We start from the raw sequence: 25,885 nt of genomic DNA on the forward strand, positions 1-25,885 counted from the left end.
AACCAAACGGTAAGATTGTTCATTCCCGATCTTACGATTCCAAAATATGACTTGAACATCTAGATTAAAATTTAACACCATGCTCTCTAAAAGAAAAAAGCCCACAACGCGAACGTCGATGCCGTCTAATTTGCAACGGATTAGTGCCTTTACCTGTCTAGCTGCAAGTACGACGATACCACTATCTTGTTACGCGTTGAGTCATTTGATTTCGTGCAATAAAATAGCATTAAAATGGAACTGATAGCACGTATGTTAATCTGGTTACTGTTAACTGGTGTCGTCAATTATTTAATAAAGCGGAAGTTAAAACTCAAATTTTGGCAAGCCATTAGTGACGCGCCAAACATTAAGCCTTGGGTAGCAGATCTTACACTGTTTACTTTCATATTTTTGGCAACCTTCTCAGGTCATTTCATCTTATAGCCTATAAATGCGCACATCCTTATCGAATATCCTTTCTTATCTATATTGATATTGTTAGTTTTGATTAAGCGCTTTTACAGTGAGTATCACATAACAGTACGGTGACTAAAACAGTTACTAGTACGGTGAAGAGAAAAGCGCTTCACAATAATTAAAAGGACTTAATATGAATATACGTTTAGCCAGTGCTTCTTTGTGTCTATTACTTGCTGGTTGTAATAGTGATAGCACTGATACTCAGGACAATGCTTCGTCCATTGCGTTGTCTATGCAATACCCTATCGCGAACGCCAATGTTGCCGGAAAAACACAAACATCTGTTGTGGGGATTTTTTCTGATATTGATACTTCCGACACCATCACTACCGACGACATTTCTGAAGTACTCGTAAACGGAGTATCCGCGAGTATAGATTTATCAAGCAACCGCTGGGAAGTAAGCGTTCCTATAGAAGATGGTCTAAACACCATTACGATTGAAGCCTATAATGACCAAGAATTAATCGGCTCTCAGGCGTACCAGATAGATAACGAATCTATCTCCCCTCAACTTGAGTCCCCCACCTTTGGCGTCTTAGATGTGCAGAATAATCGACTTTTGATAGGCGATTCGTTCCAAGATAATTTGCTCGCGCTAGACTTAAATAGCAATGCATTTTCTGTTCTTTCTTCTGCCAATTTATCTAGTTTATCTCACTCTTTACTCACCGCTAAAGCTGCATCATATAATAGTGAAGGGAGCATCCTATACGTCGCTAGCGAACAAGGTGTCATAAGTATTAATTTAACCTCTGGTGAAAGAACTAGTTTATTTGATTCAGACTTTCTAAATGGTACTCCCTTCGACATTGCTTATGATAATGCCCAAAATCATTTATATGTTTTAGTAGATAGCGGCGAAGTACTCGAAATAGACCTTTCATCTCGTGCCTCAGTGCCGCTATTTGATAAAGGCGTTTATTTTGACGAGAGCAGCATAAGCGTTTGGGATTTAACCTCAAAAACTCTTTATTACATGGACAATGATGAGCATATTTTGTTTAGCGTTGACTTAATTAATGGAGCCATAAACGAGCTCGTAGATTTGGGCGCTAACACTGAGATTACTTTAAAACGGGGAATGGATTTAACATTAAATCCTGACGGCTCGGGTATTGGTCTGCTTGCTTTATTTAATATCGAAAGCGGCGAAGTTGTATCTGGCACCCTCAATATTGACCTTTCAAGCTACTCTTTGAGCATCGATTCGATTTATGAGGAAAATCTTAGTACTTCATCAAGTATGGTGTTTGACCCTGATAGACAGAATGAGTGGATATTAGATGCAGAACTCGATGTTGTGCTTAAAAGGAGTGTTGGCTCTGACACATTGACTAAATTGCCAGAGACGATGCTTGGTAATACGTTTTCCGGTTTGAATACACTCACGTTGGACGAAACAAACAACATTCTTTATGCAGCAGATCATCATAATTTGTATAGAGTCGATATGTCGACTGGCATTTCTTCAACAACCGCCGAGTTTGTAACAGCAGAGGTCTGTCTACCACCCCAAGATTGTCAGCTCCACAATATACAAAGTATAGAGTTTGATGAGATTACCAATCACCTTATCGTTCTTGAGCATAGAGAAAATCGCGGTGTATTCTCTCAAGTTGAACTCATTTCTGGTGATATAGAATTTATCTATGAGGCAGGCTCTTTAGCTGATCCATACAGCAGCTTTTTTGAGTTTGCTTATGATGTTTCATCTCAATACCTCTATGTATATGACGATTTATACATGAGCGCGTACGGCGTAAATAGAGAATCTGGCGATATTCATTACGTTTTCAACAATAATGAGCCTGATTCAGAAGGGCCCCCTGCCCGACGTCCAAACGACTTATTTGTAGATACGAGCAACAACAGACTTATCGTTAACCAATCAGGTTATTTCTTTAATCAAAATGAAGTTATTTCCGTCGATTTAGCAACAGGTAACAGACAATTCATTCTTAATGGGGATGGCGATGGCGGGTTAACGTTACACGGCAAGACCGTAAGTGCATTTCATTCTTTAAACGCACAGCTACTTACAACTTCGAGCTTTACAGACCAAGTATTGAGTGTAAATGTGGATACGGGTGAAAGCTCTGTATTAGTTAATAAGTCAGCTACACTCCCATTATCTGGGGCTTCTGATATGGTTTATCATGCAAGTACAGGCAGGCTGTTTGTTTCCGATAAGGCGCTAGAGGGCATTATTGTTATTGACGTGAACTCCGGCGAAAGAGCGCTTCTGAAACTGTAATGCTGTCGATTACTTATCCACTATTGAAACGAGGATTCGGACGAGTCTTCCAATCTTGAATTTCAGACATAAAAAAAGACGGTAGCCCGTCTTTTTTTGGTAAGTAGCTAGGATTAACCCTTTTCTACCTGACCGAATTCTAAGTCTACCGGTGTAGAACGACCGAAGATAAGTACCGACACTTTTACGCGGCTCTTTTCGTAGTCTACTTCTTCTACCACACCGTTGAAATCGGCAAATGGACCGTCTGTAACGCGAACCACTTCGCCTGGCTCGAACAATGTCTTCGGCTTAGGCTTATCAACTGACTCTTCAAGACGGTTAAGAATGGCGTCTGCTTCTTTTTGGGTAATTGGCATAGGGCGATCAGAAGTACCACCGATGAAACCAAGTACACGAGGAACGCTTTTCACTAAGTGCCAAGATTCTTCGTTCATTGCCATTTCTACCAAAACGTAACCTGGGTAAAACTTACGCTCAGATTTGCGCTTTTGGCCAGCGCGCATTTCAACAACTTCTTCAGTCGGAACTAAAATCTGACCAAAGTGCTCTTCCATGCCGTGCATCTTAATATATTCAAGTAACGTTTTTTGAACGCGACCTTCGTACTGAGAATATGCTTGTACTACGTACCATCTTTTTTTAATTTCTTCTTCGGACATACGTTATGCTCCTATATTCCAGTGATAAAGCCTACAACACGAACGATAATGCCGTCTAATCCCCAAAGGATTAATGCCATTACCAACGTTGCCGCAAGTACGATGATAGTAGTTTGGTTTGCTTCTTGACGGGTCGGCCATACTACTTTGCGAACTTCAGTACGCGACTCTTTAGCAAAGCTAAGGAAAGTACTGCCTTTAACCGTTGATGCTGCAATAAAGCCAGCAATAACCACTACCACTACTGCAGTAACTGCACGATATAATACTGAAATTTCACCGAACACTGTGTTGGCCGTAACCAATCCAGCAAGTAGGGCAAATACCACTACCCATTTAAACATGTCCAATGCATTGGACTGATTTTCCGTCTTTTCGCTCATGTCACGATCCTAGCACTACAGCGTCGTTTTGCTCGCGCTAACACGCGAACTTGTAATTTGGCAGGGGTGGAGGGACTCGAACCCCCAACCATCGGTTTTGGAGACCGCTGTTCTACCAATTCGAACTACACCCCTGTGGTGTTTAACTCACAAATTTTACTTACACTACCCTTGGGAATTCAGCGTCATTTCAATGGAAAGTGCGGTATCGCAAGGGAGGGACGCGTATTATACTCAAGATAACAAACGGCACAAGGTTTTTGTTAACCATGTTGGTGGTAATACCCTCAGTGCAAGTTGTTCTGCAACTTACTGTGCCGTTTAACTCGTTATCTCAGTGAAAAACTATTCCACGCCAATAAAGCCGCCTGTTTGATGTGCCCATAACTTGGCGTAAATACCATTATGTGCAATTAATTCGGCATGTGTCCCCTGCTCTACTATCTGTCCTTTTTCTAACACTAACAATCGGTCCATTTGCGCAATCGTTGAGAGCCTGTGTGCAATAGCCAATACAGTTTTTCCTTCCATAACCTTATCTAGGCTTGCTTGAATAGCGGCTTCAGCTTCTGAGTCTAACGCAGAAGTGGCTTCATCTAAGATTAATACAGGTGCGTCTTTCAATAGCACACGGGCGATAGCAATACGTTGACGTTGGCCACCGGATAGTTTCACACCACGTTCGCCCACATGGGCGTCATAGCCTGTTCTACCTTGGCTGTCGGTAAGGGTAAGTATAAATTCATGAGCTTCGGATAACTTGGCTGCGTTTATCATTTCTTCTTCGCTGGCGTTGGTACGCCCATAAAGAATATTGTCACGCACTGACCTATGCATTAGCGAGGTATCTTGGGTCACCATGCTAATTTTAGCCCGCAAGGTTTCTTGGCCTACTTGCGTGATATCTTGCCCATCAATAACAATGCGCCCCGATTGGGTATCATAAAATCGCATCAGCAAATTAACTAATGTGGATTTGCCGGAACCTGAGCGCCCTACCAAACCTACTTTTTCCCCTGGGTGAATAGCAAGTTCTAGGTTAGAAAATACATCAATGGGTTGGTTATCGGCACCTGCGTAGGCAAAGTCTACGTTATCAAATTTAATCCCGCCACCCTGTACGCTAAGCGCTGTCGCTTTAGGCTTATCTTTTACTGCGATAGGTTGCGCTAAGGTATTCATGCCGTCTTGCACCGTACCTAGATTTTCAAACAAGCCGGATACTTCCCACATGATCCAATGGGACATCCCATTTAGGCGAAGAGATAAACTAATCGCAATAGCAATATCGCCAGGTGATGCTAGGTTTTCCATCCATAAATAAACAGACAATGCGCCAATCGTAAAGACCAAAATGGCATTCGACATCTCTACGCAAAATTCTAATACCGTTACTAAACGCATTTGGGGATAAACGGTTTGTAAAAAGCCATCCATGCTTTCTCTAGCGTAGTCAGCTTCTCGGCGGCTGTGGGAAAATAACTTTACTGTGGTGATATTGGTGTAACTATCAACTATTCGCCCCGTCATCATAGACCTAGCGTCAGCTTGTTTTTGCGATACCTCTTTAAGTTTAGGTACCAGCATGCGCAAGATGAACATGTACACAAAGAACCACACCACAAGCGGCACAGCTAAGCGCCAATCGGTACTGAACACCAGTACCACCATTGAGATAAAGTAGACGCTGATGTATACCAGTAAATCGAGCACTTTTGTTACGGTTTCACGTACCGATAGCGCGGTTTGCATTACTTTTGTGGCCACGCGGCCCGCAAACTCATCGTGAAAAAAGGTTAAGCTTTGGCCTAATAAATAGCGGTGGGCTTGCCAGCGAATACGCATAGGGAAATTCCCCATCAGCGACTGGCGTGAAAATAATGAACGCAACAATATAAAGCCTGGAATCAGCACCAGTACGGTGACCGCCATGCCAATTAAGGTCCATTTTTGTTCAGCTAAAAAGGTTTCTCGATTTTGTTCTGAAAACCAATCTACTAATTGGCCCAAAAAACCGAACAACGCGACTTCAAGCACCGCCACAATGGCACTTAAAATAGAGACGGTCGCGATAACGCCCCACATACCTTGCGTGTAGTACTTACAAAAGGCAACGATACCTGTTGGGGGCTGCCCTGGCGGGGCTTTAGGGAAAGGCTGTGTTAATCGTTCAAAAAATGAAAACATGCAACAAAACTCGTGTCGTTCTACATCAACTTCGTTTAATTACGTCATTCTACACGATATGTTCAATACTCGGGTTTAAAACATCGACTTACTCATCTTTGTAGCCTAAGTTTTTCAAAATGCTCTCTACCTTTTCGCTATGCTGCGCTTGCCACTGCTGAAGATTCATCGCAGCATCTTTCTCGCCCCGAGCAAAGGCTATATCAAAGGCTTCTTGTGCTTGCGCCTGCGGTATTACCGCAATACCTTCTTCGTCAGCCACAATAATGTCACCCGCATTCACCGTCACTCCGCCACATTGAATAGGCTGATTAAGAGGCGATATACACTTTTTGGCACCTGGCTTAGGCACTACACCAAGGGCAAAGACCGGGAACTGATTGTCTGTGGTTTCTGCTAAGTCTCTAATGACACCGTCGATAACAAACCCTTTGATGCCTCTAGACTGTGCAATTGCACACACGTTACCGCCAGCCACTGCGAATTTATCATCAGCCTCAACCACGATAATATCGCCTGCTTTTGCGCGATAAATCGCTGCGTGAAGCATAAGGTGATCGCCCGCCTCGCATTTCACTGTGAAGGCTGGCCCAGCAATACGTGGTATAGGTTGCCACAACGGCTTGATTCTATAATCCATAAACTGCTCTCGTGGCAGTGCATCGGCGTATTCACATGGTGATACTGTATCGTATTGCTTCATATTAATTCCTTCAGCGTTAAATGAAGTGCAAAGGCGTGTTGCTATCCCAATGTGACCAATATATCGAAATTATATACAGAAGTTGTTACAAGCTATGTATTTTCACTATAAGTGCTTTTTCTAATGGAAGGAGCGTGATAAATATTACGGTAAGAGAATACTGTCTTTCGTGCTTTGTTTTAAAGGCCTTGTTTTAGAGAGCTTACACTCGCCTGCACTCGCTAGTGCATCACAAAACGGCGATAGAGGCGATGAGTCAGTATTCGGCCAACGAGATATGAACTTAACGACATAAATTAATAACGACTTGGTTCAAAAACAAGCTTATAAAAATAGGAATAACAATCCATGTTGAAAAGCGTAATTAGCTTAAGCGTTGCATTAGCACTTAGTGCATGTAGTCCGCAAAATACACAACCAGAAAACCAAGCGCCAACCGCTGTAACGCAACAGCAAGAATTAAAGTCCGGCGTGAATAAAGAAAACATGGATTTAACTGCCGATCCTGGTAACGACTTCTTCCAATACGTGAATGGCACGTGGGTTGATAACCTTGAGATCCCAGCCGACAAATCAAGTTATGGCGCTTTCACGATTTTGCGTGACGAATCTCAAGACCATGTAATGAAAATAATCAAAAGTTCCGCCGAAGGCGACTTTGCAGATGGCACCGACGAGCAAAAAGTGGGCGATTTCTACCGTGCTTACATGGATACGGATACACTTAATGAATTGGGTATAAGCCCAATTAATGCCGATATTGAAAAGATTGAAGGCATTACCAATTACGATGAACTAGCTGCATACTTTGCCTATGCCACCCGTTACGGCTATGCGAGTCCCTTCAACGTTGGTCAAAATGCAGATTTCAAATCGCCTGATTCTTATATGATTTATACATGGCAGTCTGGCCTTGGTTTGCCTGAGCGCGATTACTACTTTAAAGACGACGCCAAATCACAAGAAATTCGCGATGCTTATGTTAAACATATTGAAACCATGTTTACGCTTGCGGAATTCGACGCGCCATCAGATAACGCTCAAATGTTGTTTGATATGGAAAGCCGTATTGCAGAAATGCATATGAAGAAAGAGGAAGTGCGTAATTGGGCGGCTAACTATAACAAAGTGCCGGTATCAGAACTAAGCACGCATATGCCCAACTTCCCGTGGGAATTATTCCTTAAAGAAATGGAATTAGACGATTTAGATAGCATTGTATTCCTGCAAACTGATTTCATGAAGCAAATGGATACGTTCATCACTGAAACCTCTCTGGAAGATTGGAAGGTATTTTTAAAATGGGGCTTACTTAATGCCTCAGCCAGTCGATTAAGTGAAGATTTCGACACCGCTAATTTCAACTTTTACAGCAAAACACTCCGTGGGGTTGAAGAGCCTGAGCCCCGCTGGCGTAGAGCTGTTAGCCTTTCTAATGCTCATGTAGGCGAAGTTATCGGTAAAGTATACGTGAAACAATACTTCCCACCTGAAGCAAAAGAGCGCATGACCGAAATGGTGAGCAATCTTTTATTAGCCTACAAAGACAGTATTGAAAAGCTTGATTGGATGACAGATGAAACACGTGAGCAGGCGTTAGATAAGCTCTCTAAATTTACTGTTAAAATTGGCTACCCCGATACGTGGAAAGACTATTCTCAGCTAGTAGTGAAAGGCAGCGATTTATTTGGCAACTTAAAGCGTTCGTCGGATGTTGCCTACGAAGAGATGCTTAAGAAACAAGGCGGCCCAGTATGGAAGCATGAGTGGGGCATGACACCTCAAACCGTTAATGCTTACTACAACCCAACGGCAAATGAAATTGTTTTCCCAGCGGCCATACTTCAGCCGCCTTTTTTCGATATGAATGCGGAAGACGCGGTAAACTACGGCGGCATTGGTGCGGTTATCGGGCATGAAATTGGTCACGGCTTTGATGATGCAGGTTCAACGTTTGATGGCGATGGCGCGTTACGAAACTGGTGGACTGATACTGACCGTCAAGAATTTGAAGCAAGAACGGCTAAACTTGTCGAGCAATTCAACGAATTCGAAGCCCTGCCAGAGCTATTCGTCAACGGTGAATACACTCTTGGGGAAAACATCGGCGACTTGGGTGGTATTAGTATTGCGCTTAAAGCCTACCACTTAACCTTAGAGGGTGAAGAAGCCCCTGTTATTGACGGTTATACCGGTGACCAGCGCGTATTTATTGGTTATGGTCAAGTATGGGCAAGCAAGTACCGTGACGAAGCCCTACGCAGCCAAATTCAAACCGACACTCACTCACCAACGAAATTCCGTACTAACGGCGCGTTGCGCAACGTGCCTGAATTTTACGAGGCGTTTGATGTGACCGAGGAAAATGATTTGTATTTACCGCCAGAAGAGCGCGTAAAAATTTGGTAATAGGCATTAATTAATATCATTAACGAGGCGGCAATTCATTGTCGCCTTTTTTATATCTGCATTAAATTTGTGGAACGTGGCTAAATCGTAAAAGAACAATAGCCATTATTCGCTAGCCATGTTGCCCTGTTATGTTCCTTAGAAAAAATGGGCTAGGCTTATGGCTTATGGCTTATGGCTTATGGCTTATGGCTTATTAAGGATTGGCCAATTCACCCAATACTGCAATGGCTTCATCGGCTCGGCCAGCGGGAACGAAAATATGGTCGTGATAAAAGCCCGCTACCACATTAGCGCTAATTTCCGCCCGGGTAAGCGCAGCCGACATAGCTGCGGTCATACCCACCGCATCTAAACTTGAATGGACATTACAGGTAATGCGCTTGTAGGTGCTATCCACAGCAAAGCCTTCGTTGCTTGCAAAAGATGATTCAAAAATAAGGGTTGTACCTTCATCTTCTTTATACACCATTAAGGCATTGGCTAATTGAGTTGGCGAAACCGCGTAAGGCACACTCACAAATACGAACGCCTCAGCGCTTAGAACCGGCTGAAGTGTTTTTAGCAATGTATTTAAATCTGTTTCGCCTGACATCACACCGCCCCTGTTTTGCCTGTCCAACTCATTGAATATATTTTGCCCAAGCCGTGTTCCATACGCTTAGGCTGTTCGATGCTAAATCACTTACAGCTTACGCGCTCTTATGCGCTTGCCTTTAATTTTACCTTCGCGGAAGTGATTCATAGCGCGCTTTACGCTTCGCAATTTAACCGCAATAAAGCTTTGGCTATTTTGCACTGCAATTTTGCCTACATCATCACCTGGTATGCCTGCATCTTTAGTAAGCGCACCTACTAAGTCACCAGGACGAAGCTTTTGCTTTTTACCAGCACTTAATGAAATACAGCTAAATTCAGGTTCGATGATGCGGTTTTTATGGAAACGTAAGCCTTGTGCGCCTTTTAACGGAATATCAGTGCCTTGAAGCACTTCAATTTTACGCAAAAAATGCTCTTCCTCGTCGCCCACTAACGTTATTGCAGTGCCTTCAGCGCCAGCACGAGCGGTACGGCCAATACGGTGAATATGCGTTTCAGGCTCTTCGCTTACTGTGTAGTTGATCACACAAGGAATATCATCAATATCAAGCCCACGTGCGGCTACATCAGTAGCAACCAGCACTTGAAGTGCATCACTGGCAAACTGATTAAGTACCGCGGTACGCTCATACTGCTCCATTTCGCCTTGCAAACCTGCTGCGCTGAAGCCATCTTCCAGTAATGATGCGACCACTTCGATCACTTGTACTCGTCGGTTACAAAACACGATAGCAGTTTTAGGCTGGGAATCGGTCAGAATAGCTTTGAGCGTTTGTATTCGAGTGTGAGGAAGTACGTTGTAGCCAATTTGAGTAATCGACGGTTTGCTCGACTCGTCACTTTCAACCTTACAAATTACAGGCTCAGTTAAATACTGATCGGCAATACGTTCAATTTCTTCCGTATAAGTCGCAGAAAACAGTAAAGTTTGCACACCTTTCTTCATTGGCGAAAAGATGACTTTTAAGTCATCTTCAAAGCCCATATCTAGCATGCGGTCAGCTTCATCAAGCACGCGTAAACGCACATTTTTTAGCATTAGCCTGCGTTTCTCTACATGCTCCATCACGCGACCTGGCGTGCCAACTACAACATGTGCACCGTGCTTAAGCGACTGGATTTGTGGGCCCATAGGTTGGCCGCCACAAATAGTCATCACCTTTATATTGCCAATTTGCTTTGCGGCATTTCTATATTGTACGGCGACTTGGTCTGCCAACTCTCGCGTTGGGCACAATACCAATACTTGCGTTGCAAATAAGGTAGGGTCAATCTTTTCAAGGGCCGGTATTACGAAGCAAAGTGTTTTACCACTGCCTGTTTGCGCTTGTCCAATAATGTCGCTACCTGCTAATGCATGAGGTAAAGACTGTGCTTGAATGGGCGATAAGGCAAAAATACCCTGTGCATCTAACGCTTTTGTGATAGCTGGATTTATTTCCAACTGCTTTACAGTTTCAATTGTCATTTCTGTTTTTTCCAAAGATGCATATACGTAGCGTTAGTCAGCCGAGCGTGTTTGGAAAGTATCTTGTAGTTTCCATTGAAGCGTCTGCCCTGCATAGAAAGGGACCATATCGGTACCATCAGCTAACGTGACCTGTTCAGGTACTGTCCACGCTTCTTTTACTAACGTCATTGTTGTGTTGTTTCTAGGTAATCCGTAGAAGTCAGCACCGTAGTTACTGGCGAACCCTTCTAGCTTATCTAATGCGCCTAACTGCTCGAACACTTCAGCATAAAGCTCGATGGCAGACCATGCGCTGTAGCAACCTGCACAACCACACGCATTCTCTTTTTTATGTTTTGCATGAGGGGCTGAATCAGTCCCTAAGAAGAATTTGCTGTTACCGCTGGCTACCACATCTTGCAGTGCTTTTTGATGGGTATTTCGTTTTAAAACGGGCAAACAGTAATTGTGTGGACGAACACCACCAACCAGCAGGTCATTGCGATTTAACAATAAATGTTGTGGCGTAATTGTGGCACCTACGTTGGCACTAGCATCAACGACAAAGGCCGCAGCGTCTGCGGTAGTAATATGTTCAAACACCACTTTCAAGTTCGGGAAAGCCGCCACAATTGGTGCTAAATGCGTATCGATGAATACTTTTTCACGGTCAAAGATATCAATGTGCGTTTCGGTAACTTCACCATGAATAAGTAGCAATAACCCGTGAGCCTCCATGGCCTCAAAAACAGGGTATAACGCCTCGATACCTTTTACTGCAGCATCTGAGTTGGTGGTAGCGCCAGCCGGGTATAGCTTACACGCCGTGACGCCAGCGGCTTTCGCATCAGCAATATCTTGTACTGATGTGGTGTTTGTCAAAAAGAGAGTCATTAGTGGTTCAAAGTTGCTACCCGCAGGGCGAGCCGCTTCTATACGCTGTTTGTAAGCAACCGCCATAGTTGCATTAACTACTGGTGGAACCAAGTTAGGCATAACGATGGCTCGCTGGAAACAACGGGCTGTAGCGGGGACCGTTTCTGCTAGCATTTCGTTGTCACGAAAATGTAAGTGCCAATCATCGGGGGTTCTAATCGTTAGCGTTTGCATAACCGAGAGCTCTCTTCTTTAAGACCAATTAAGATTTTTTTGTATAAGCCGCAATAATGACAATGCGGGTGCCGTTAACTTTACCTTCAATATGCAAAGGATTATCGCTTAGGCTAATGCCTCTTACCGGCGTACCGCGTTTAGCCGTAAAGTTAGCTCCCTTAACGGTAAGGTCTTTAACTAGGTGCACATTATCGCCAGCTTGCAGCGCAGTACCGTTACAATCAAGCGTAGCTTCCTGCTCTATAAGCCCGGCTTCTGCCCACTGTTTAACATCGTCTTCTAGATAAGCCATGTCTAACAAATCTTGTGCCCAGCTTTCGCCGCTTATTTTATTAAGCATACGGTAAGCCACCACTTGAACTGCGGGTGTAGGTGACCACATGGCGTCATTAAGGCAACGCCAGTGATTAGTGTCTATATCGGCTTCACTGTTAAGTTGCATGCGGCAGGTTTGGCAGGTAAGTACCGCGCAGCCAGCAGTTTCATCTGGCGATTCGGGTACCATATAAACGTCTAAATTTTCGGTGTTCTTACACATCTCGCAAGCGTTATCCGCTCGATTGAAAACAGCTTCTTGAAGCACAGCAAATGTCCCTACAATATTTTGCCGCAAAGTATACCACAATTCGGCAAAATAGGGGCTGGCTAAAACGCCTTCTCATCACTGTTAAGGCGTGTCGTGAGAGACCCAAATCAATTTACTAGTATCGTAGCCGTTCTGTGTAGCTTGGGCCAAAAGGACATCGATAGTGTCTTGCGGTAAGGTTTTTTCTCTGGCTAATATCCACAGGTACTCTCTATCAGGCCCTGTAATCATGGCATATTGATAGTCTTCTTTGTCTAACGCCATCACAACATAACTGGCATAGAAAGGCCCAAAGAATGATACTTTCAAATGCGCAATATCGGCACTCGATACAAAATAGGCTTTCCCTTCGGCTTCATCCCACTTTGCTTCTTCTTGCGAATAACCTCGGTTAATAACCTTTACGCCCCCATCATCACGCGTAGAGTAGGTTGCCGTTACATTGGATAGCCCCTCTTCAAAACTGTGATCGTAGCGCGCAATTTCGTACCACTGACCTAAATAGCGATCTAGCTCAAACCCATCCACCGGCGCAACGCCGTCTGGCACTGATGTACATCCAACTAAGGTAAATAACATGGTTACACTCAACCATTTTTTACTATGCTGGCTAAACAATCGGCGAAAAATACCTTCATACGTATTCAATGTGTTAAACATCGACTAATCCCCTAGCTTCATCTATATATGGCTTACTTTAGCAAAATAGCAGGTTATTGTAGCTGCTAGCGCAATTGCACATTTATTTGGAGTATAAGATGCAAAACTATTTCCCAGACGCAAGCAGACTTGTTTATGGCTGCATGGGCCTTGGTGGTGGCTGGAACAACGAACCAGCATCAAAAAAACATGTGTTACAAGCTCACCAAGTAATAGAACAAGCATTAGCTCTTAATATTAATGTGTTCGATCATGCAGACATCTATACCTTCGGCAAAGCTGAAACTGTGTTCGGTAAGGTTCTAAAAGAAAACCCTTCGTTAAAAGAACGTATGATTCTGCAGTCTAAATGTGCGATACGGTTCGAAGATGATTTAGGACCAAAGCGCTACGATTTCTCAGCAAAATGGATTGAATCTTCGGTAGAAGGAATTTTGCAGCGTTTGAACATAGAGCAACTTGATATTTTACTGCTTCATCGCCCCGACCCATTAATGGAATTGGATGAAGTTGCTACCACGCTCTCTTCCTTACAGCAGCAAGGAAAGATAAAGCACGTTGGCGTATCAAACATGCATGGGCATCAAATGGCGTACTTACAATCGGCGCTTTCAAGCCCAATTGTGGCGAACCAATTGGAAATGAGCTTAGCGTTTCGAGACTGGCTAGAAGACGGCGTTACCACTAATAGCCCAGCAAACCGTAACTCTGGCTATGCGCCAGGCACCCTTGAATATTGTATGATGAACAAGGTACAACTTCAGGCGTGGGGCAGCCTGGCCCAAGGTAAATACACGGGTGCGAGTACTCAGAACAATACTGATGCCGCCACGGCTGCGTTGGTAAACACGCTAGCCGCTGAATACGAAACTAGCCCTGAAGCTATCGTATTAGCGTGGTTAATGCGCCACCCTGCCAATATCCAACCGGTACTTGGTACAACCAATATTGAGCGGATAAAAGCCTGCCATAAATCGATGGATGTACAACTGACTCGCGAACATTGGTATTTATTATTAGAAACTGCTCGTGGCCAGGAAATGCCATAAAGTAGGGTGTGTGCAACACCCTCGGTTCATGTTCTAACGGAGCTTATTTATGCTAAAAGGAATTCACCACGTCGCACTAATTTGTAGCGACTATCCTGTGTCTAAACGCTTTTATACTGAGATTCTTGGCCTTAGCGTTATTGCAGAAAATTATCGCGAAGCGAGAAAATCGTATAAGTGCGATTTAGCATTACCTGATGGCGGGCAACTCGAGCTATTTTCGTTTCCTGGTGCACCAGTCAGACCTTCAAGACCAGAAGCTCAAGGGTTGCGTCATTTGGCATTTAGAGTAGACGATATTGATGAAGTGATTGCGCATTTAACTGCAAATAAGGTGGAGTGCGAACCCATTCGTGTAGATGAATACACGGGTAAACGGTTTACTTTTTTCGCCGACCCCGATGGTTTACCACTTGAACTCTATGAAATATAACCTCGAATGAACCGTTTTTATGAGTGGTCTTGATGAAAAGTACTCTTGACCCTTCTGATAAAAAAGCAGGCTTAGCCTGCTTTTTTTTCATCTGTATGTAGCTGATATTTAGGGGGTTTAAATGCGCCCCAAACGATAAACGCAGAACATTTACATAGATAAGTAGATTCCTTAACAAACCTAAACTACAATACAACTTAATCGATTAAGTTTGCCGTGATAAATTTCGTTAAAGCCACTGAAAACCATATTAAGTTTACGTTGCCACGCTTTTTTTTAGGTAGTTTAAAGGTAATAAAATGGAACAAGCTATGAACTATGCCGCTGATAGTAACGTTTGCCTAGATCGTATTATGGCAAGCACTGATTTATCTATGCTGACTAAAAAAGATGCAGCTCTGTTTACCCGCCGAGTTAACGCACATTTTGGCGACTTATTCGATAAATACACCACTATTTACGGCCACCAGTTCGACTGTTATTTCCACCTTCAACAGCTTATTAGTGTGCTGCGCGACGGTGTTAAAAACCGTAAACCTGCGCTGAAAAAATTAGATAGCCTTCGCCTTCAATCTCCTAACTGGTATAAAGATGAAAGCCAAGTAGGCATGGCGCTGTACGTAGACCTTGCTGGCCCTACCCTCAAAGATTTGCACACGCGTATTCCCTATTACAAAGCGCTGGGTATAACCTATCTGCACTTAATGCCGCTTTATGATTCTCCTAAAGGAGACAGCGATGGCGGTTATGCTGTTTCTGATTATCATAAAGTTAACCCTAGTCTAGGTACCATGGCAGAACTTGAGTTGCTGGCAGCCGCACTGCAAAAAGAGGGCATAAATCTTGTTCTCGATTTTGTGTTTAACCATACGTCAGACGAGCATCAGTGGGCAAAAGAAGCATTAGCGGGAAACAAACAGTTTCAAAATTACTACTACTTATTCAATGACCGTACAGTACCAGATCAGTTCGAGCATACGCTTAGAGAAATATTTCCTCAGGTTAGGCGCGGAAGCTTTACTTTTAATGAACACATGCAAAAGTGGGTATGGACAACATTCAATAGCTTTCAGTGGGATTTAAATTACAGTAACCCCGAGGTATTTAATGCCATTACCGGTGAAATGCTGTTTCTTGCCAATATTGGCTGTGCGGCACTGAGACTTGATGCCCTTGCTTTCATTTGGAAAGAAATGGGAACTGACTGTGAGAACCAAGAAAAAGCCCACCTGCTCATTCAAGCCTTTAACACTTGTTTGCAAATTGTTGCACCAGCAGTGGTGTTTAAGTCTGAAGCTATTGTGCACCCCGATGAAGTGGTTAAATACATTGGTAAAAACGAATGCCAGCTTTCCTATAACCCGTTATTAATGGCATTGTTGTGGAACAGTTTGGCTACCCGTAAAACACGCCTTTTAACCCGCTCAATGCAAAAAAGCTTTTCAATTAGCGATGAGTGCACTTGGGTTAACTATGTGCGTTGTCATGACGATATTGGGTGGACGTTCGACGATAATGTTGCGAACGAGCTTGGGATAAACCCCCACGACCACCGTTTTTTCTTAAATCAATTTTTTACTGGCAGATTTGAAGGCAGCTTTGCTAATGGCGTACCATTTGCTGAAAATCCATCGAATGGCGATTGTCGTGTATGTGGCTCATTGGCCTCGCTTTGCGGCTTAGAGGGCGCACTTGATACCAATGATCAACAAGGCATTGAAGATGCTATTAATCGCATGCTGCTTATGTACGGTATTACCTTTAGTATCGGCGGTATTCCTTTGCTGTATTCGAGTGACGAGCTGGCCAAGTTAAATGACTATGATTACTTGAATGACCCATCCAAGCGCCACGATGACAGATGGGTTAATAGGATTGCTGTTACCCAAGAAGATACTGAACTTGCGCTTTCTGAGCCAAGCAGTCAGCTAACGGCTGAACAAGATGCTAGCCTGCAAGTATTTCGAGGCTTGCAAAATATGTTAGCGATAAGACGTAATAACCCTATCTTTGGAGCATCACGTACCACCATTTTAGATACCGACAATCAACATTGCTTCGCTTATGTTAGAGAAAACGATTCGGGTGAAAAGCTGTTGGCTATTTGCAATTTCAGCGAAGAAACTCAGCAAACAAGCAGTGACTTAATCGGTATTCTTGGGAACACAAATTCTACCGACTTACTGACCGGCAATACACTTAACGGCGACGAGCCAATAATCTCGCTTGCCCCGTTTCAACAGCTTTGGCTAAAGCAATAAGCGCTCTTTCAGCTCCTATTCTTATTGGCAGTCAGTAACGGAAAATCTATTTTTTGTTACTTCGCCGCAACTTAGCGAGAATTTGGCGTATTCCACAGGCAATCTATTAATTTGCAACTATACTTCAGTCAGAGTAATCGATTTGGTTAAGCCCCTCGTATTACTCTGCGAATAGACGCTGTTATTCAACACCAAAGCTTAAAGTATGCAGTCACCATATGGATATGGGTGAAGCTAAAAAGGACAATAGATGAAGACCGAAACAACCTTAGAATACATGTGCCCATACTGCGGCGCTTTCAATGAATTTTCTGAGCACACCATTCGCGATATGTATCAAGAGCAGGTTGAAACTTGCGGATGTTGCAAAAAGAATTTAAGCCTTACCGCAGCAAATGGTGTCGAAGGTCGTATTAACCTTGTCATCAGCGAGTTAGAAACCGAATTCCATTCAAAATAAAAAACCGCTTTAAAAGCGGTTTTCAGTGTTGGCCAAAGCCACTAGACATTTTAAAAGCAATTAGCTAAAAAATGCTCTTCGTAATTCTACATCGGACAAAAATTTGCCCCCTAACGCAGATGTTTTGGTATACGAATTAGTATCGCGTATACCTCTGGCCTTCACACAATAATGGGTAGCATTAATGCTTACTGCAACGTCATCAGTAGAGGCTAGCGTCTGGATGGCGACAAGCACTTGCTGTGTTAATCGCTCTTGCACTTGAGGGCGCTGTGCAAAGAAGCTGACTAATCGATTTAATTTCGATAAACCGATAATAGTGTCTTTGGGAATGTAAGATACGGTAGCGAGCCCATCAATAGTTACAAAGTGGTGTTCACATGTGCTCGTTAAACTTATATCAGACACTTGAACAGGCTGATCAAGACGCATCTTATTTTCAATTTGGGTTATTTTAGGGAAGTTTCGGTAATCTAAACCACCGAACACTTCGTTCACGTACATCTTTGCAATACGGGTTGGTGTGTCGTGCAAACTGTCATCGGTAAGATCGAGCCCAAGCGTATTCATCACGTCACGCATTGCGATTTCAATCTTCTGACGTTTTTGCTCGTCAGACAAACCATTCGCCACCATAGGTGTTTCCAGCCCTTTTTCTTCAAGCGCTGCTCTAACACGTTGTGCCGATTCAGAAATTGATGGCTCTAGTGCATCACGCACAATTACCGCTTCTTTTGCTAACATTAACCCTATCCGTAAATACTTCTTTACCCTTAAACGTAATCAACACGATTAAGGCTAACTTGATACCAAGATGCAAATGACAATACCGCCTGAAAGCCAACGCAAGACTATTGAATAGCATGATTACGGCCAAGGCATATAACCACGCTTTGGCAAAGGTTTGGCGACTTCTAACGGTTATATTTTAGCATTCTAGCGGCTATTGATCGAGCAAATGCTGAGATTAGCCTAATCTGAAAATGCTATTAGAGGCGTGTTTTATCGATATTGAGATAAAACGTCTATTAGGAGCAATGAGATCAAAAAATAAACGTTCAACAGGACGGTTACAAATCATCCCTTCCATTACGAGTTGTTGTTCTAATAGTGACACTGTTCGTGACAAGAAAAGAATTTCATCAAGTTTGCTATTGGTTGGCGAGAGTAGGATAGTTATAATCGCCGCTTTATTTATTTCTATCGAGAATAAACATGCAAGGTAGTCGTAAACTGGTTCCTGAATGGGAAACCGTTGATGCTGTGATGCTGGCGTGGCCGCATGCAGAAACCGACTGGTCGCCATGGCTAGAAGAAGCCCGTGAAACATACTTGAACGTCATTGCTGCGGTCAACCGTTATCATGCAGGTGTGATATTGCTATGCGCCCCTGACGATGTTGATGATGTGAAATCACGCTTAGGCGATCATGCGCGTGTGCTTATCATGCCTGCGTCTTATAACGACACTTGGGTACGTGACTACGGCTTTTTAACCTGTCGAGATACCGAAGGTTCTGGCGCGCCAGTAGAGTTTCGCTTCAATGGTTGGGGCGAAAAGTTTGATGCCAGCGAAGACAATATGGCTAACCAACGCTACCTTGCCTCATTATGTAAATTACCCCTACGAAGTAGCCCAGTAGTTGCTGAAGGCGGCGCGTTAGAAATTGACGATTTTGGCCACTTGCTTAGCACCTCTCAATGTTTGTTAAACCCTAAGCGCAACGGTGATATGACCACCGAGGATTACGCTGAAACCTTTAATGACATGCTAGGTTGTAGCACCTTTACGGTATTAGAACACGGTCACCTTGAAGGTGACGACACTGACGGGCATATTGATACGCTTGTGCGTTTCACGCCCAATAAAGGCCTAGTCATTCAAGCAGCTGATAATCGAAAAGACGACAGTCATTATTCAGGGTTAAGTGCGCTGTGTGAAGAGTGCGCCAGTGCAATGCCTGAGCATGAACAATATCGATTGCCACTGCCACATATTGTGAATAGCGAAGGCGAGCGTTTACCTGCATCGTACGCCAATTTTTTGATCTGTAATCGCGCGGTGCTCTTACCTATTTACGGGCAACCTGAAGATGAAGCGGCCATTAGCCAAATGCAACTGGCTTATCCCGACCATATTATCGAGCCTATTGATTGCTCGGTGTTGGTAAAGCAATTTGGCAGTTTGCATTGTATTTCAATGCAGGTACCCACAAATACGTTGAAAGAATCTGTTATTTCCACCTTCTCAAAAGGAGTGTCTGTACATGCAACGAACTAAGCTAAAGATAGGCTTGGTACAACAGTCTGTTGCTGATAACGACAAAGCGACAAACTGGAACAAAAGTGCTGAGCAAGTTGCAAAGCTCGCCGCAGAAGGCTGTGAGTGTATTTTGCTACAAGAACTTCATAGCACCCTTTACTTTTGCCAGCAGGAAGATACAGACGCCTTTGATTTAGCCGAACCTATTCCAGGTGCTGCAACAGATTTCTTTGGTGCGCTTGCTGAAAAACACAATATTGTATTAGTAACCTCTTTATTTGAAAAACGCGGTTCTGGCTTGTATCACAATACCGCTGTGGTATTTGATAGAAGCAAAGAGATTGCCGGTAAATACCGCAAAATGCATATTCCTGACGACCCAGGCTTTTACGAGAAGTTTTACTTCACACCAGGTGACATGGGCTTTACGCCAATAGACACCAGCGTGGGTAAATTGGGTGTATTAGTTTGTTGGGATCAATGGTATCCAGAAGCCGCACGCTTAATGGCGATGGCTGGCGCTGACTTATTGTTTTACCCAACGGCAATTGGTTGGGATAGTACTGATACTGAAGAAGAACGTAGTCGACAACATGGCGCGTGGGAAACTATACAGCGCTCACATGCAGTCGCAAACTCAGTGCCGGTTGTTGTAGCAAACCGCACAGGGTTTGAAGCATCGCCAGTGGCGGGCGACCCCGGCATACAGTTTTGGGGGCAAAGCTTTATAACTGGCCCACAAGGTGAAATTCTGGCGAAAGCCGAAGCCGAGGGTGAAACCACTCTTTCGGTTGAGATAGATTTAACCCGCACTGAAAAAGTAAAACGCATTTGGCCTTATTTCCGTGACCGTCGCATAGATGCTTACGAAGACCTAACCAAGCGCTGGCGCGATTAGGTCAAGGGCGTATGCTTTTGTAAAAGGGTTTAAAACAGATTAAAACGGGCACCTAGTTGCCCGTTTTTTTATTGCGCGCAGCATGTTAATAATTTGCCGCTTAAGCTTTGAAAATTGTACCGTCATACAACATATAACAGGCGCGGGATTTTTTAGATGCTAACACTAGCATAACCTCTTCATCCACATCTAAGCCTCCCGTAAACTGCCCAAAAGCTGGCATGATAAATAGGTCTTCTGTGACAACGAAACATTTACCGGAAAATCGACGACGGGAAATAGTCTTGCGTATTTTAGGGTGGTAATGGCCAATAATTTGATGCTTAGCTTGGGGCTTAGCTTGAACCCCATCCTTCGTACTTGGTTCTTTTTCATGTGACTCTTTTTCATGCGGCTCTGTTTCACATGGCTCTGTTTCACGTGGCTCTGGCTCATAGATTTCTGGCTCATGGCGAAATACCACATTACTATGCACTATTTCATGGCAAGGGTTGCCGGGAATACCTTCAGGTAAGTCGGGGTCATGATTTCCCTCTACCCAATCCCATTTGGGAACGCTATTTATGATATCGCATAAGAGGTTTCTATCTTCAGCAGTCATACGAGACATACTGTGCTTATCGTGGAAACTGTCACCCAAGCTAATCACCCGTGCAGGGTTGTAATCGCGAATAATCTGCTGCAAACGCTTAAGCGTAGCGACGGAATCGACACTTGGCAGCGGATTACCATAACTACGTAAATAACTGCCTTTTTCAAGGTGTAAATCGGATACCACCAGCCAATCAAGCGCAGGCAAATACGCCACACCTCTAGTATCTAACAGCCAAAGCAGGTCTGCGAATTTCACAATACTAATGCTACGTACCGCTACCTGTGCCGATAGCCACTGCTCACTTATTGCCACTGATTGACCTCTTTGAAAATGTTCAACACTTTTCCACCACTTCTAGGCCCATGTCCGAACTATAGTGATGGAGTGGAGTTGGGTCTGGAACCTTATGCAGCATGGATGCTGCATAAGAGCCTACATAGATTTATTTACGGCGTGCTTCTCTCTACAACACTCAACATTCGAACTTGAATACAAATCCACGCCCGAACTATAGCGGTGTAGTGGGATTGGGTATGGAACCTTATGCAGCATGGATGCTGCATCAGAGCCTACATGGATGTATTCACGGCGAGTTCCAGACCCAACCCCACTCAACCGCTTTTAGCTTTTAGCTTTTAGCTTTTAGCTTTTAGCTTTTAGGACAATAAAGCCCGTACTTCGTCTAACATACTTTCCGCTTCTGCATACAAATCGGCCTGCTCGATAATCGCCTGAGCACCAGCCCCTTTTATTTGCTCACTGCGCATATTCAGCACAATCGGTATGGCCATGGGCGATACTTTTTCTAAATTAACTAATGTGGTTTTATCGACAAAGCGAATAAGCAAATTGGCTAAACGCTGTAAATCTAACAACTCCCGTTCAGCATCAGCCCGTGCTACTGCTAAAAGAATATGATCAGGGTCGTGTTCACGCAGCGTGTCGTAAATTAAATCAGTAGAAAACGTGACTTGTTTCATGGTTTTCTGACTAGCATGATAACGCTGTTCGGTTAAGCCGCTTACTACCGCCACCTGCCTGAAAGAGCGCTTTAACATGGGGGCCTGTAACATCCAGTCTTCTAGCTCGTCGCCTAATATATCTGGCTGAAACAACTGTTGCAGCTGATTGTCGGTAATCTGTTTCACTGCACTTATCGAAAGCCCATAATCAGTCACACTAAAGCTAAGCGGCTTAATCCCCATTTTTTCCATTCTACGGGTAACCAGCATACCCAAGGTTTGGTTCGCTTTCCTACCTTCGAATGTGTAATACAGCGTATGGTTTACATTACGAAAAGGAAACTGCTCTACCAACACCTTTTCAGGTTCAGGAAGTTGTGAAAACTGCTGTTGTAACTTTAACCACTCTTGTACTTGTGCAGGTAAATTGCGCCAACTTTTGGGATTTGCGAGTATGGCTCTAACCCCATCAGCCAAGTATGTCGACAGTGGCATTTGGCCACCGGAATAACTGGGGATTTTAGGCTCTTTGGCTTTAGCAGGGCGTGCATGCAATTGCATATCCCGAATGGCTTCGTACTTGAGCACTTCACCGGCAAAATAGAAGGTGTCACCTGGGGTAAGTTGCTGGGCAAAGTACTCTTCTACCTCACCAATAATTTTGCCCTGGTTACCACGGCGAATGCGTTTTACTTTTAATCTACCCGCCTCAACAATAGTACCTATATTCTGACGATGACGCTGAATAACCCGCCTGTTAGCGGGTGAAAAAGTGCCATCGTCATTTGGCGTTAGGCGCTGGTATCGCTCGTAGGCGTTAAGCGCACTTCCGCCATCTAACGCAAACTGCCATAATTTTTCAAAATCTTGCTTATCGAGCCCTTGGTAGGGCGATGCCATGAGGATTTGCTCGTAAAGGGTATCTGGGCTGTCAGCATTGCTGCATAGGCAATTCACGATAAACTGGGGGATGATATCCAATGCCCCCGGCTGCGGCGCATCGCCATCTAGCTCGCCTTTATTAATTGCATCAATAGCCGCTTGGCATTCAAGGGCTTCAAATCGGTTAGCTGGTACAAGTAACGCTTCGCTGGGCTCATCTAACCGATGGTTTGCTCGCCCAATACGTTGCAACAACCGGCTAACACCTTTGGGGGCACCTACCTGAATGACCTTATCGACATCGCCCCAATCAATACCTAGCTCTAGCGCCGAAGTACACACTACTGCCCGCAATAACCCGCTAGACATCATCGCTTCTGTTTTGCGCCGTTGTTCTTTACTCAAACTGCCGTGGTATAAGGCTATCGGTAGCGCAGCGGTGTTGTGTTCCCACAGCATTTGAAAAATCAGTTCAGATTGCGCCCGGGTATTAACGAACACCAAGGTCGTTTTCGCTCCTTCAATGGCTTTGTAGATATCGGTTATGGCATAACGCGCCATAAAGCCACCGAAGGGCATGCGATTTTCAGATTGCAGCATATCTACTTTTGGTTTTTCACCCGCTTTCACGCTGATGATATTAGCAATACCTTCTGTACCGGCTAGCCACGCCCCTAAGGTTTCAGGGTAAGCCACTGTAGCCGATAGGCCTACCCGCTTCATTTTAGGTGACAATACTGAAAGTCGTGCTAGCGCTAAAGATAAAAAGTCCCCTCGCTTGTTTGCTACCAAGCTATGGGTTTCATCAATAATGACTCGCTTTAGTTTGCCAAATAGCTTGTCAGCATCGGCATAGCTCAGCATCAACATTAAAGATTCTGGGGTAGTAAGCAGCAGGTTTGGCGGCTTTTTCCGTTGGCGCTGCCGTTTATGCGAAGGTGTATCGCCAGTACGAGTTTCTGCCGTTATTGGCAATTCCATCTCTTCAATAGGTTGTAATAAGTTGCGATGAATATCTTGGGTTAACGCTTTAAGCGGGGAAATATATAAGGTATGTAAGCCTAGCTGTGGCGATTGCGCTAACTCGACTAAGCTAGGTAGAAAGCCTGATAGGGTTTTTCCTGCCCCGGTTGGGGCAATCAATAACGTAGTGTTGTGGGTGTCTTGCGCCAACATCTGCCGTTGGTAATCACGAAGCGCCCAGCCTTTATTTTTGAACCATTGGCTAAACGCCGGTGGCAAAATGTCGCTGCCGGTTTCGTTTGGTTTCTTAAGTGGTGCTTTGGTTTTAGGCATATTTGCTGGCATATCTTTCGAAGCTTTTGAAATAAAAGCTACGTACAACCCTAGGCACCTGCCCGAACTTCTCCTGCATCATGATTTTTCGTTACTCTGCTGTTTCGATGGTAAGCAATAGTAGATATACGTTAATGCGGCAGAAGGGTTTAATTTTCCACTACGCTCAACCAATTGCGCAAAACCACCGTAGTCATATGAAACGCTAACTAATAGCATGTGGTTTTTATATGATGGCTGAAAATACAATACACCCTTCGAAGTGGATGAAAACTGACGATGCAGGTTTGTATTGTGTGCCAGGTGATTTTTATATAGACCCTATGCAGCCTGTGGATACTGCGCTTGTTACCCACGGTCATGCTGACCATGCTAGAGCGGGCCACAAGCGAGTATTCGCCCACCCACAAACCATGGCAATTATGACCACTCGCTATGGCGACGATATGGCTGAAGTACAAATACCGGTGCCCTATCGCGAGAGCGTAGAGTTTGATGAGGTAATCACTACTGATAGTCACAGTGCCTCAACTGAACAGGGGCGACGCAAGATAAAAGTCACTTTTTACCCTGCTGGCCATATACTAGGTTCGTCACAATTACTTATTGAGTATGCGGGTTATCGGCTAGTGATATCTGGCGATTACAAACGTAGACACGATCCCACTTGTCCGCCGTTTGAAGTAGTACCTTGCGATGTACTTATTACCGAAGCCACTTTCGGTTTACCGGTATTTGCCCACCCGCCAATCGAACAAGAAATCCAAAAGCTTCTTCATTCCCTTGATGTGTTTCCTACACGTTGTCATTTAGTAGGAACTTACGCATTAGGCAAATGCCAGCGGGTTATTTTGGCGCTTCGAGAAGCGGGTTACACCAAGCCTATCTATTTGCACGGTGCATTACTGAAGCTGTGTGATTTATATGAACGAGAAGGCATTGCGTTAGGCGATATTATTCCGGTTAGCGAGGTAGAAGACAAAGCGTTACTCGCCGGTGAAATCGTTTTGGCTCCCCCTTCTGCATTAGCCGACAGGTGGTCGAGAAGCTTGCCACATGTTCGCGCTGTGTTGGCGTCTGGTTGGATGCAAATTCGCGCGCGAGCTAAGCAGCGCAACGCTGAGCTACCACTTATTATTTCAGATCACTGCGATTGGCCCGAGTTATTGCAAACCCTCACCGAAGTGAACCCTAGCGAGGTATGGGTGACCCACGGCCGAGAAGACGCACTAATGTATCAGGCACAGAAGATGGGCTTTAAAGCGCGAGCGTTATCGCTGGTAGGTTACGATGAAGCGGCGCAGGAAGAATAGCA

General features: G+C 44.2%; 21 protein-coding genes and 1 tRNA gene. 9 read left to right on the plus strand and 13 right to left on the minus strand.

Annotated elements, in window-relative coordinates; translation table 11 throughout:
* Positions 1–592: 592 nt before the first annotated feature.
* Complete coding sequence (locus tag J8L84_RS06925) at positions 593–2,719, plus strand: hypothetical protein (RefSeq protein WP_211070059.1); 2,127 nt, start codon at positions 593–595, stop codon at positions 2,717–2,719.
* Positions 2,720–2,832: 113 nt separating this feature from the next.
* On the opposite strand, the gene nusG is transcribed toward J8L84_RS06925, so the two are convergent.
* The 5 genes from nusG to J8L84_RS06950 all read right to left on the minus strand — a co-directional run bounded on the left by nusG (position 2,833) and on the right by J8L84_RS06950 (position 6,654).
* Entirely contained in the window at positions 2,833–3,381 is a 549-nt protein-coding gene (gene nusG, locus J8L84_RS06930) for a transcription termination/antitermination protein NusG (protein ID WP_013786334.1), read from the minus strand.
* Positions 3,382–3,392: 11 nt separating this feature from the next.
* Positions 3,393–3,764 carry a preprotein translocase subunit SecE gene (secE, locus tag J8L84_RS06935; protein WP_211070060.1) on the minus strand — a complete coding sequence of 124 codons (372 nt, stop codon included), beginning with the start codon at positions 3,762–3,764 and terminating at the stop codon, positions 3,393–3,395.
* A 58-nt stretch (positions 3,765–3,822) separates the two neighbouring features.
* Positions 3,823–3,899, minus strand: a tRNA-Trp gene (locus J8L84_RS06940).
* Between the two features lie 210 nt (positions 3,900–4,109).
* Positions 4,110–5,951 carry an ABC transporter ATP-binding protein gene (locus J8L84_RS06945; protein WP_211070061.1) on the minus strand — a complete coding sequence of 614 codons (1,842 nt, stop codon included), beginning with the start codon at positions 5,949–5,951 and terminating at the stop codon, positions 4,110–4,112.
* Positions 5,952–6,039: 88 nt separating this feature from the next.
* Complete coding sequence (locus J8L84_RS06950; RefSeq protein WP_211070062.1) at positions 6,040–6,654, minus strand: RraA family protein; 615 nt, start codon at positions 6,652–6,654, stop codon at positions 6,040–6,042.
* Between the two features lie 348 nt (positions 6,655–7,002).
* On the opposite strand from J8L84_RS06950, the gene J8L84_RS06955 reads away from it, so the two are divergent.
* Positions 7,003–9,063, plus strand: a complete 2,061-nt coding sequence (locus J8L84_RS06955) for a M13 family metallopeptidase (protein ID WP_211070063.1) — start codon at positions 7,003–7,005, stop codon at positions 9,061–9,063.
* Positions 9,064–9,259: 196 nt separating this feature from the next.
* Here the strand turns inward: J8L84_RS06955 and J8L84_RS06960 are convergent, their stop codons facing one another.
* The 5 genes from J8L84_RS06960 to J8L84_RS06980 all read right to left on the minus strand — a co-directional run bounded on the left by J8L84_RS06960 (position 9,260) and on the right by J8L84_RS06980 (position 13,391).
* Positions 9,260–9,658 carry an ACT domain-containing protein gene (locus J8L84_RS06960; protein WP_211070064.1) on the minus strand — a complete coding sequence of 133 codons (399 nt, stop codon included), beginning with the start codon at positions 9,656–9,658 and terminating at the stop codon, positions 9,260–9,262.
* 90 nt (positions 9,659–9,748) lie between these two features.
* Positions 9,749–11,131, minus strand: coding sequence for an ATP-dependent RNA helicase DbpA (gene dbpA / locus J8L84_RS06965; protein ID WP_211070065.1), 1,383 nt, complete (start codon positions 11,129–11,131; stop codon positions 9,749–9,751).
* A 33-nt stretch (positions 11,132–11,164) separates the two neighbouring features.
* Entirely contained in the window at positions 11,165–12,223 is a 1,059-nt protein-coding gene (gene pyrC / locus J8L84_RS06970; RefSeq protein ID WP_211070066.1) for a dihydroorotase, read from the minus strand.
* A gap of 28 nt (positions 12,224–12,251) precedes the next feature.
* On the minus strand, positions 12,252–12,809 hold the full coding sequence (locus J8L84_RS06975; RefSeq protein ID WP_317352543.1) for a PhnA domain-containing protein: 558 nt from the start codon (positions 12,807–12,809) through the stop codon (positions 12,252–12,254).
* An 84-nt stretch (positions 12,810–12,893) separates the two neighbouring features.
* A complete protein-coding gene (locus tag J8L84_RS06980; protein ID WP_211070365.1) occupies positions 12,894–13,391 on the minus strand; it encodes a lipocalin family protein in 498 nt (165 codons plus the stop codon).
* Positions 13,392–13,570: 179 nt separating this feature from the next.
* Here J8L84_RS06980 and J8L84_RS06985 point away from each other — a divergent pair, with 179 nt between their 5' ends.
* The 4 genes from J8L84_RS06985 to J8L84_RS07000 all read left to right on the plus strand — a co-directional run bounded on the left by J8L84_RS06985 (position 13,571) and on the right by J8L84_RS07000 (position 17,675).
* The gene (locus tag J8L84_RS06985; protein WP_211070067.1) at positions 13,571–14,521 is read left to right on the plus strand and encodes an aldo/keto reductase; all 951 of its coding nucleotides are present in this window, start codon (positions 13,571–13,573) and stop codon (positions 14,519–14,521) included.
* A gap of 49 nt (positions 14,522–14,570) precedes the next feature.
* Positions 14,571–14,954: a VOC family protein gene (locus J8L84_RS06990; protein ID WP_211070068.1), complete on the plus strand. Its 384-nt coding sequence runs from the start codon at positions 14,571–14,573 to the stop codon at positions 14,952–14,954.
* Between the two features lie 311 nt (positions 14,955–15,265).
* The gene (locus J8L84_RS06995; protein ID WP_211070366.1) at positions 15,266–17,215 is read left to right on the plus strand and encodes an amylosucrase; all 1,950 of its coding nucleotides are present in this window, start codon (positions 15,266–15,268) and stop codon (positions 17,213–17,215) included.
* A gap of 250 nt (positions 17,216–17,465) precedes the next feature.
* Positions 17,466–17,675, plus strand: coding sequence for a hypothetical protein (locus J8L84_RS07000; RefSeq protein ID WP_211070069.1), 210 nt, complete (start codon positions 17,466–17,468; stop codon positions 17,673–17,675).
* Positions 17,676–17,735: 60 nt separating this feature from the next.
* Here J8L84_RS07000 and folE read toward each other — a convergent pair whose 3' ends face one another.
* Positions 17,736–18,419, minus strand: coding sequence for a GTP cyclohydrolase I FolE (gene folE, locus J8L84_RS07005; protein WP_057795639.1), 684 nt, complete (start codon positions 18,417–18,419; stop codon positions 17,736–17,738).
* Positions 18,420–18,890: 471 nt separating this feature from the next.
* Between folE and J8L84_RS07010 the strand changes: the two genes are divergently transcribed.
* On the plus strand, positions 18,891–19,955 hold the full coding sequence (locus J8L84_RS07010; RefSeq protein ID WP_211070070.1) for an agmatine deiminase family protein: 1,065 nt from the start codon (positions 18,891–18,893) through the stop codon (positions 19,953–19,955).
* The gene (locus J8L84_RS07015; protein WP_211070071.1) at positions 19,942–20,835 is read left to right on the plus strand and encodes a carbon-nitrogen hydrolase; all 894 of its coding nucleotides are present in this window, start codon (positions 19,942–19,944) and stop codon (positions 20,833–20,835) included. Before J8L84_RS07010 ends, J8L84_RS07015 begins: the two co-directional genes overlap by 14 nt.
* 100 nt (positions 20,836–20,935) lie before the next feature.
* Here the strand turns inward: J8L84_RS07015 and J8L84_RS07020 are convergent, their stop codons facing one another.
* Positions 20,936–21,742 (minus strand): ligase-associated DNA damage response endonuclease PdeM, encoded by an 807-nt coding sequence (locus tag J8L84_RS07020; RefSeq protein ID WP_211070072.1) that lies wholly within the window; start codon positions 21,740–21,742, stop codon positions 20,936–20,938.
* Positions 21,743–22,086: 344 nt separating this feature from the next.
* Positions 22,087–24,570, minus strand: coding sequence for a ligase-associated DNA damage response DEXH box helicase (locus tag J8L84_RS07025; protein WP_211070367.1), 2,484 nt, complete (start codon positions 24,568–24,570; stop codon positions 22,087–22,089).
* Between the two features lie 230 nt (positions 24,571–24,800).
* Here J8L84_RS07025 and J8L84_RS07030 point away from each other — a divergent pair, with 230 nt between their 5' ends.
* Positions 24,801–25,883 carry a ligase-associated DNA damage response exonuclease gene (locus J8L84_RS07030; protein ID WP_247670629.1) on the plus strand — a complete coding sequence of 361 codons (1,083 nt, stop codon included), beginning with the start codon at positions 24,801–24,803 and terminating at the stop codon, positions 25,881–25,883.
* The last annotated feature ends 2 nt before the right edge of the window (positions 25,884–25,885 follow it).

Source organism: Alteromonas sp. MMG017 (genome assembly GCF_018100795.1).
GTDB lineage: Bacteria > Pseudomonadota > Gammaproteobacteria > Enterobacterales > Alteromonadaceae > Alteromonas.

Bases quoted from the DNA above. Each gene is read 5' to 3' on its own strand.
- dbpA (WP_211070065.1), bottom strand. From the start codon at position 11,131: ATGACAATTGAAACTGTAAAGCAGTTGGAAATAAATCCAGCTATCACA.
- J8L84_RS06925 (WP_211070059.1), top strand. From the start codon at position 593: ATGAATATACGTTTAGCCAGTGCTTCTTTGTGTCTATTACTTGCTGGT.
- J8L84_RS06985 (WP_211070067.1), top strand. From the start codon at position 13,571: ATGCAAAACTATTTCCCAGACGCAAGCAGACTTGTTTATGGCTGCATG.
- J8L84_RS06980 (WP_211070365.1), bottom strand. From the start codon at position 13,391: ATGTTATTTACCTTAGTTGGATGTACATCAGTGCCAGACGGCGTTGCG.
- J8L84_RS07010 (WP_211070070.1), top strand. From the start codon at position 18,891: ATGCAAGGTAGTCGTAAACTGGTTCCTGAATGGGAAACCGTTGATGCT.
- J8L84_RS06950 (WP_211070062.1), bottom strand. From the start codon at position 6,654: ATGAAGCAATACGATACAGTATCACCATGTGAATACGCCGATGCACTG.
- J8L84_RS06990 (WP_211070068.1), top strand. From the start codon at position 14,571: ATGCTAAAAGGAATTCACCACGTCGCACTAATTTGTAGCGACTATCCT.
- J8L84_RS06960 (WP_211070064.1), bottom strand. From the start codon at position 9,658: ATGTCAGGCGAAACAGATTTAAATACATTGCTAAAAACACTTCAGCCG.
- nusG (WP_013786334.1), bottom strand. From the start codon at position 3,381: ATGTCCGAAGAAGAAATTAAAAAAAGATGGTACGTAGTACAAGCATAT.
- J8L84_RS07025 (WP_211070367.1), bottom strand. From the start codon at position 24,570: ATGCCTAAAACCAAAGCACCACTTAAGAAACCAAACGAAACCGGCAGC.
- J8L84_RS06945 (WP_211070061.1), bottom strand. From the start codon at position 5,951: ATGTTTTCATTTTTTGAACGATTAACACAGCCTTTCCCTAAAGCCCCG.
- J8L84_RS07000 (WP_211070069.1), top strand. From the start codon at position 17,466: ATGAAGACCGAAACAACCTTAGAATACATGTGCCCATACTGCGGCGCT.
- J8L84_RS06995 (WP_211070366.1), top strand. From the start codon at position 15,266: ATGAACTATGCCGCTGATAGTAACGTTTGCCTAGATCGTATTATGGCA.
- J8L84_RS07030 (WP_247670629.1), top strand. From the start codon at position 24,801: ATGATGGCTGAAAATACAATACACCCTTCGAAGTGGATGAAAACTGAC.
- pyrC (WP_211070066.1), bottom strand. From the start codon at position 12,223: ATGCAAACGCTAACGATTAGAACCCCCGATGATTGGCACTTACATTTT.
- folE (WP_057795639.1), bottom strand. From the start codon at position 18,419: ATGTTAGCAAAAGAAGCGGTAATTGTGCGTGATGCACTAGAGCCATCA.
- J8L84_RS07015 (WP_211070071.1), top strand. From the start codon at position 19,942: ATGCAACGAACTAAGCTAAAGATAGGCTTGGTACAACAGTCTGTTGCT.
- J8L84_RS06955 (WP_211070063.1), top strand. From the start codon at position 7,003: ATGTTGAAAAGCGTAATTAGCTTAAGCGTTGCATTAGCACTTAGTGCA.
- secE (WP_211070060.1), bottom strand. From the start codon at position 3,764: ATGAGCGAAAAGACGGAAAATCAGTCCAATGCATTGGACATGTTTAAA.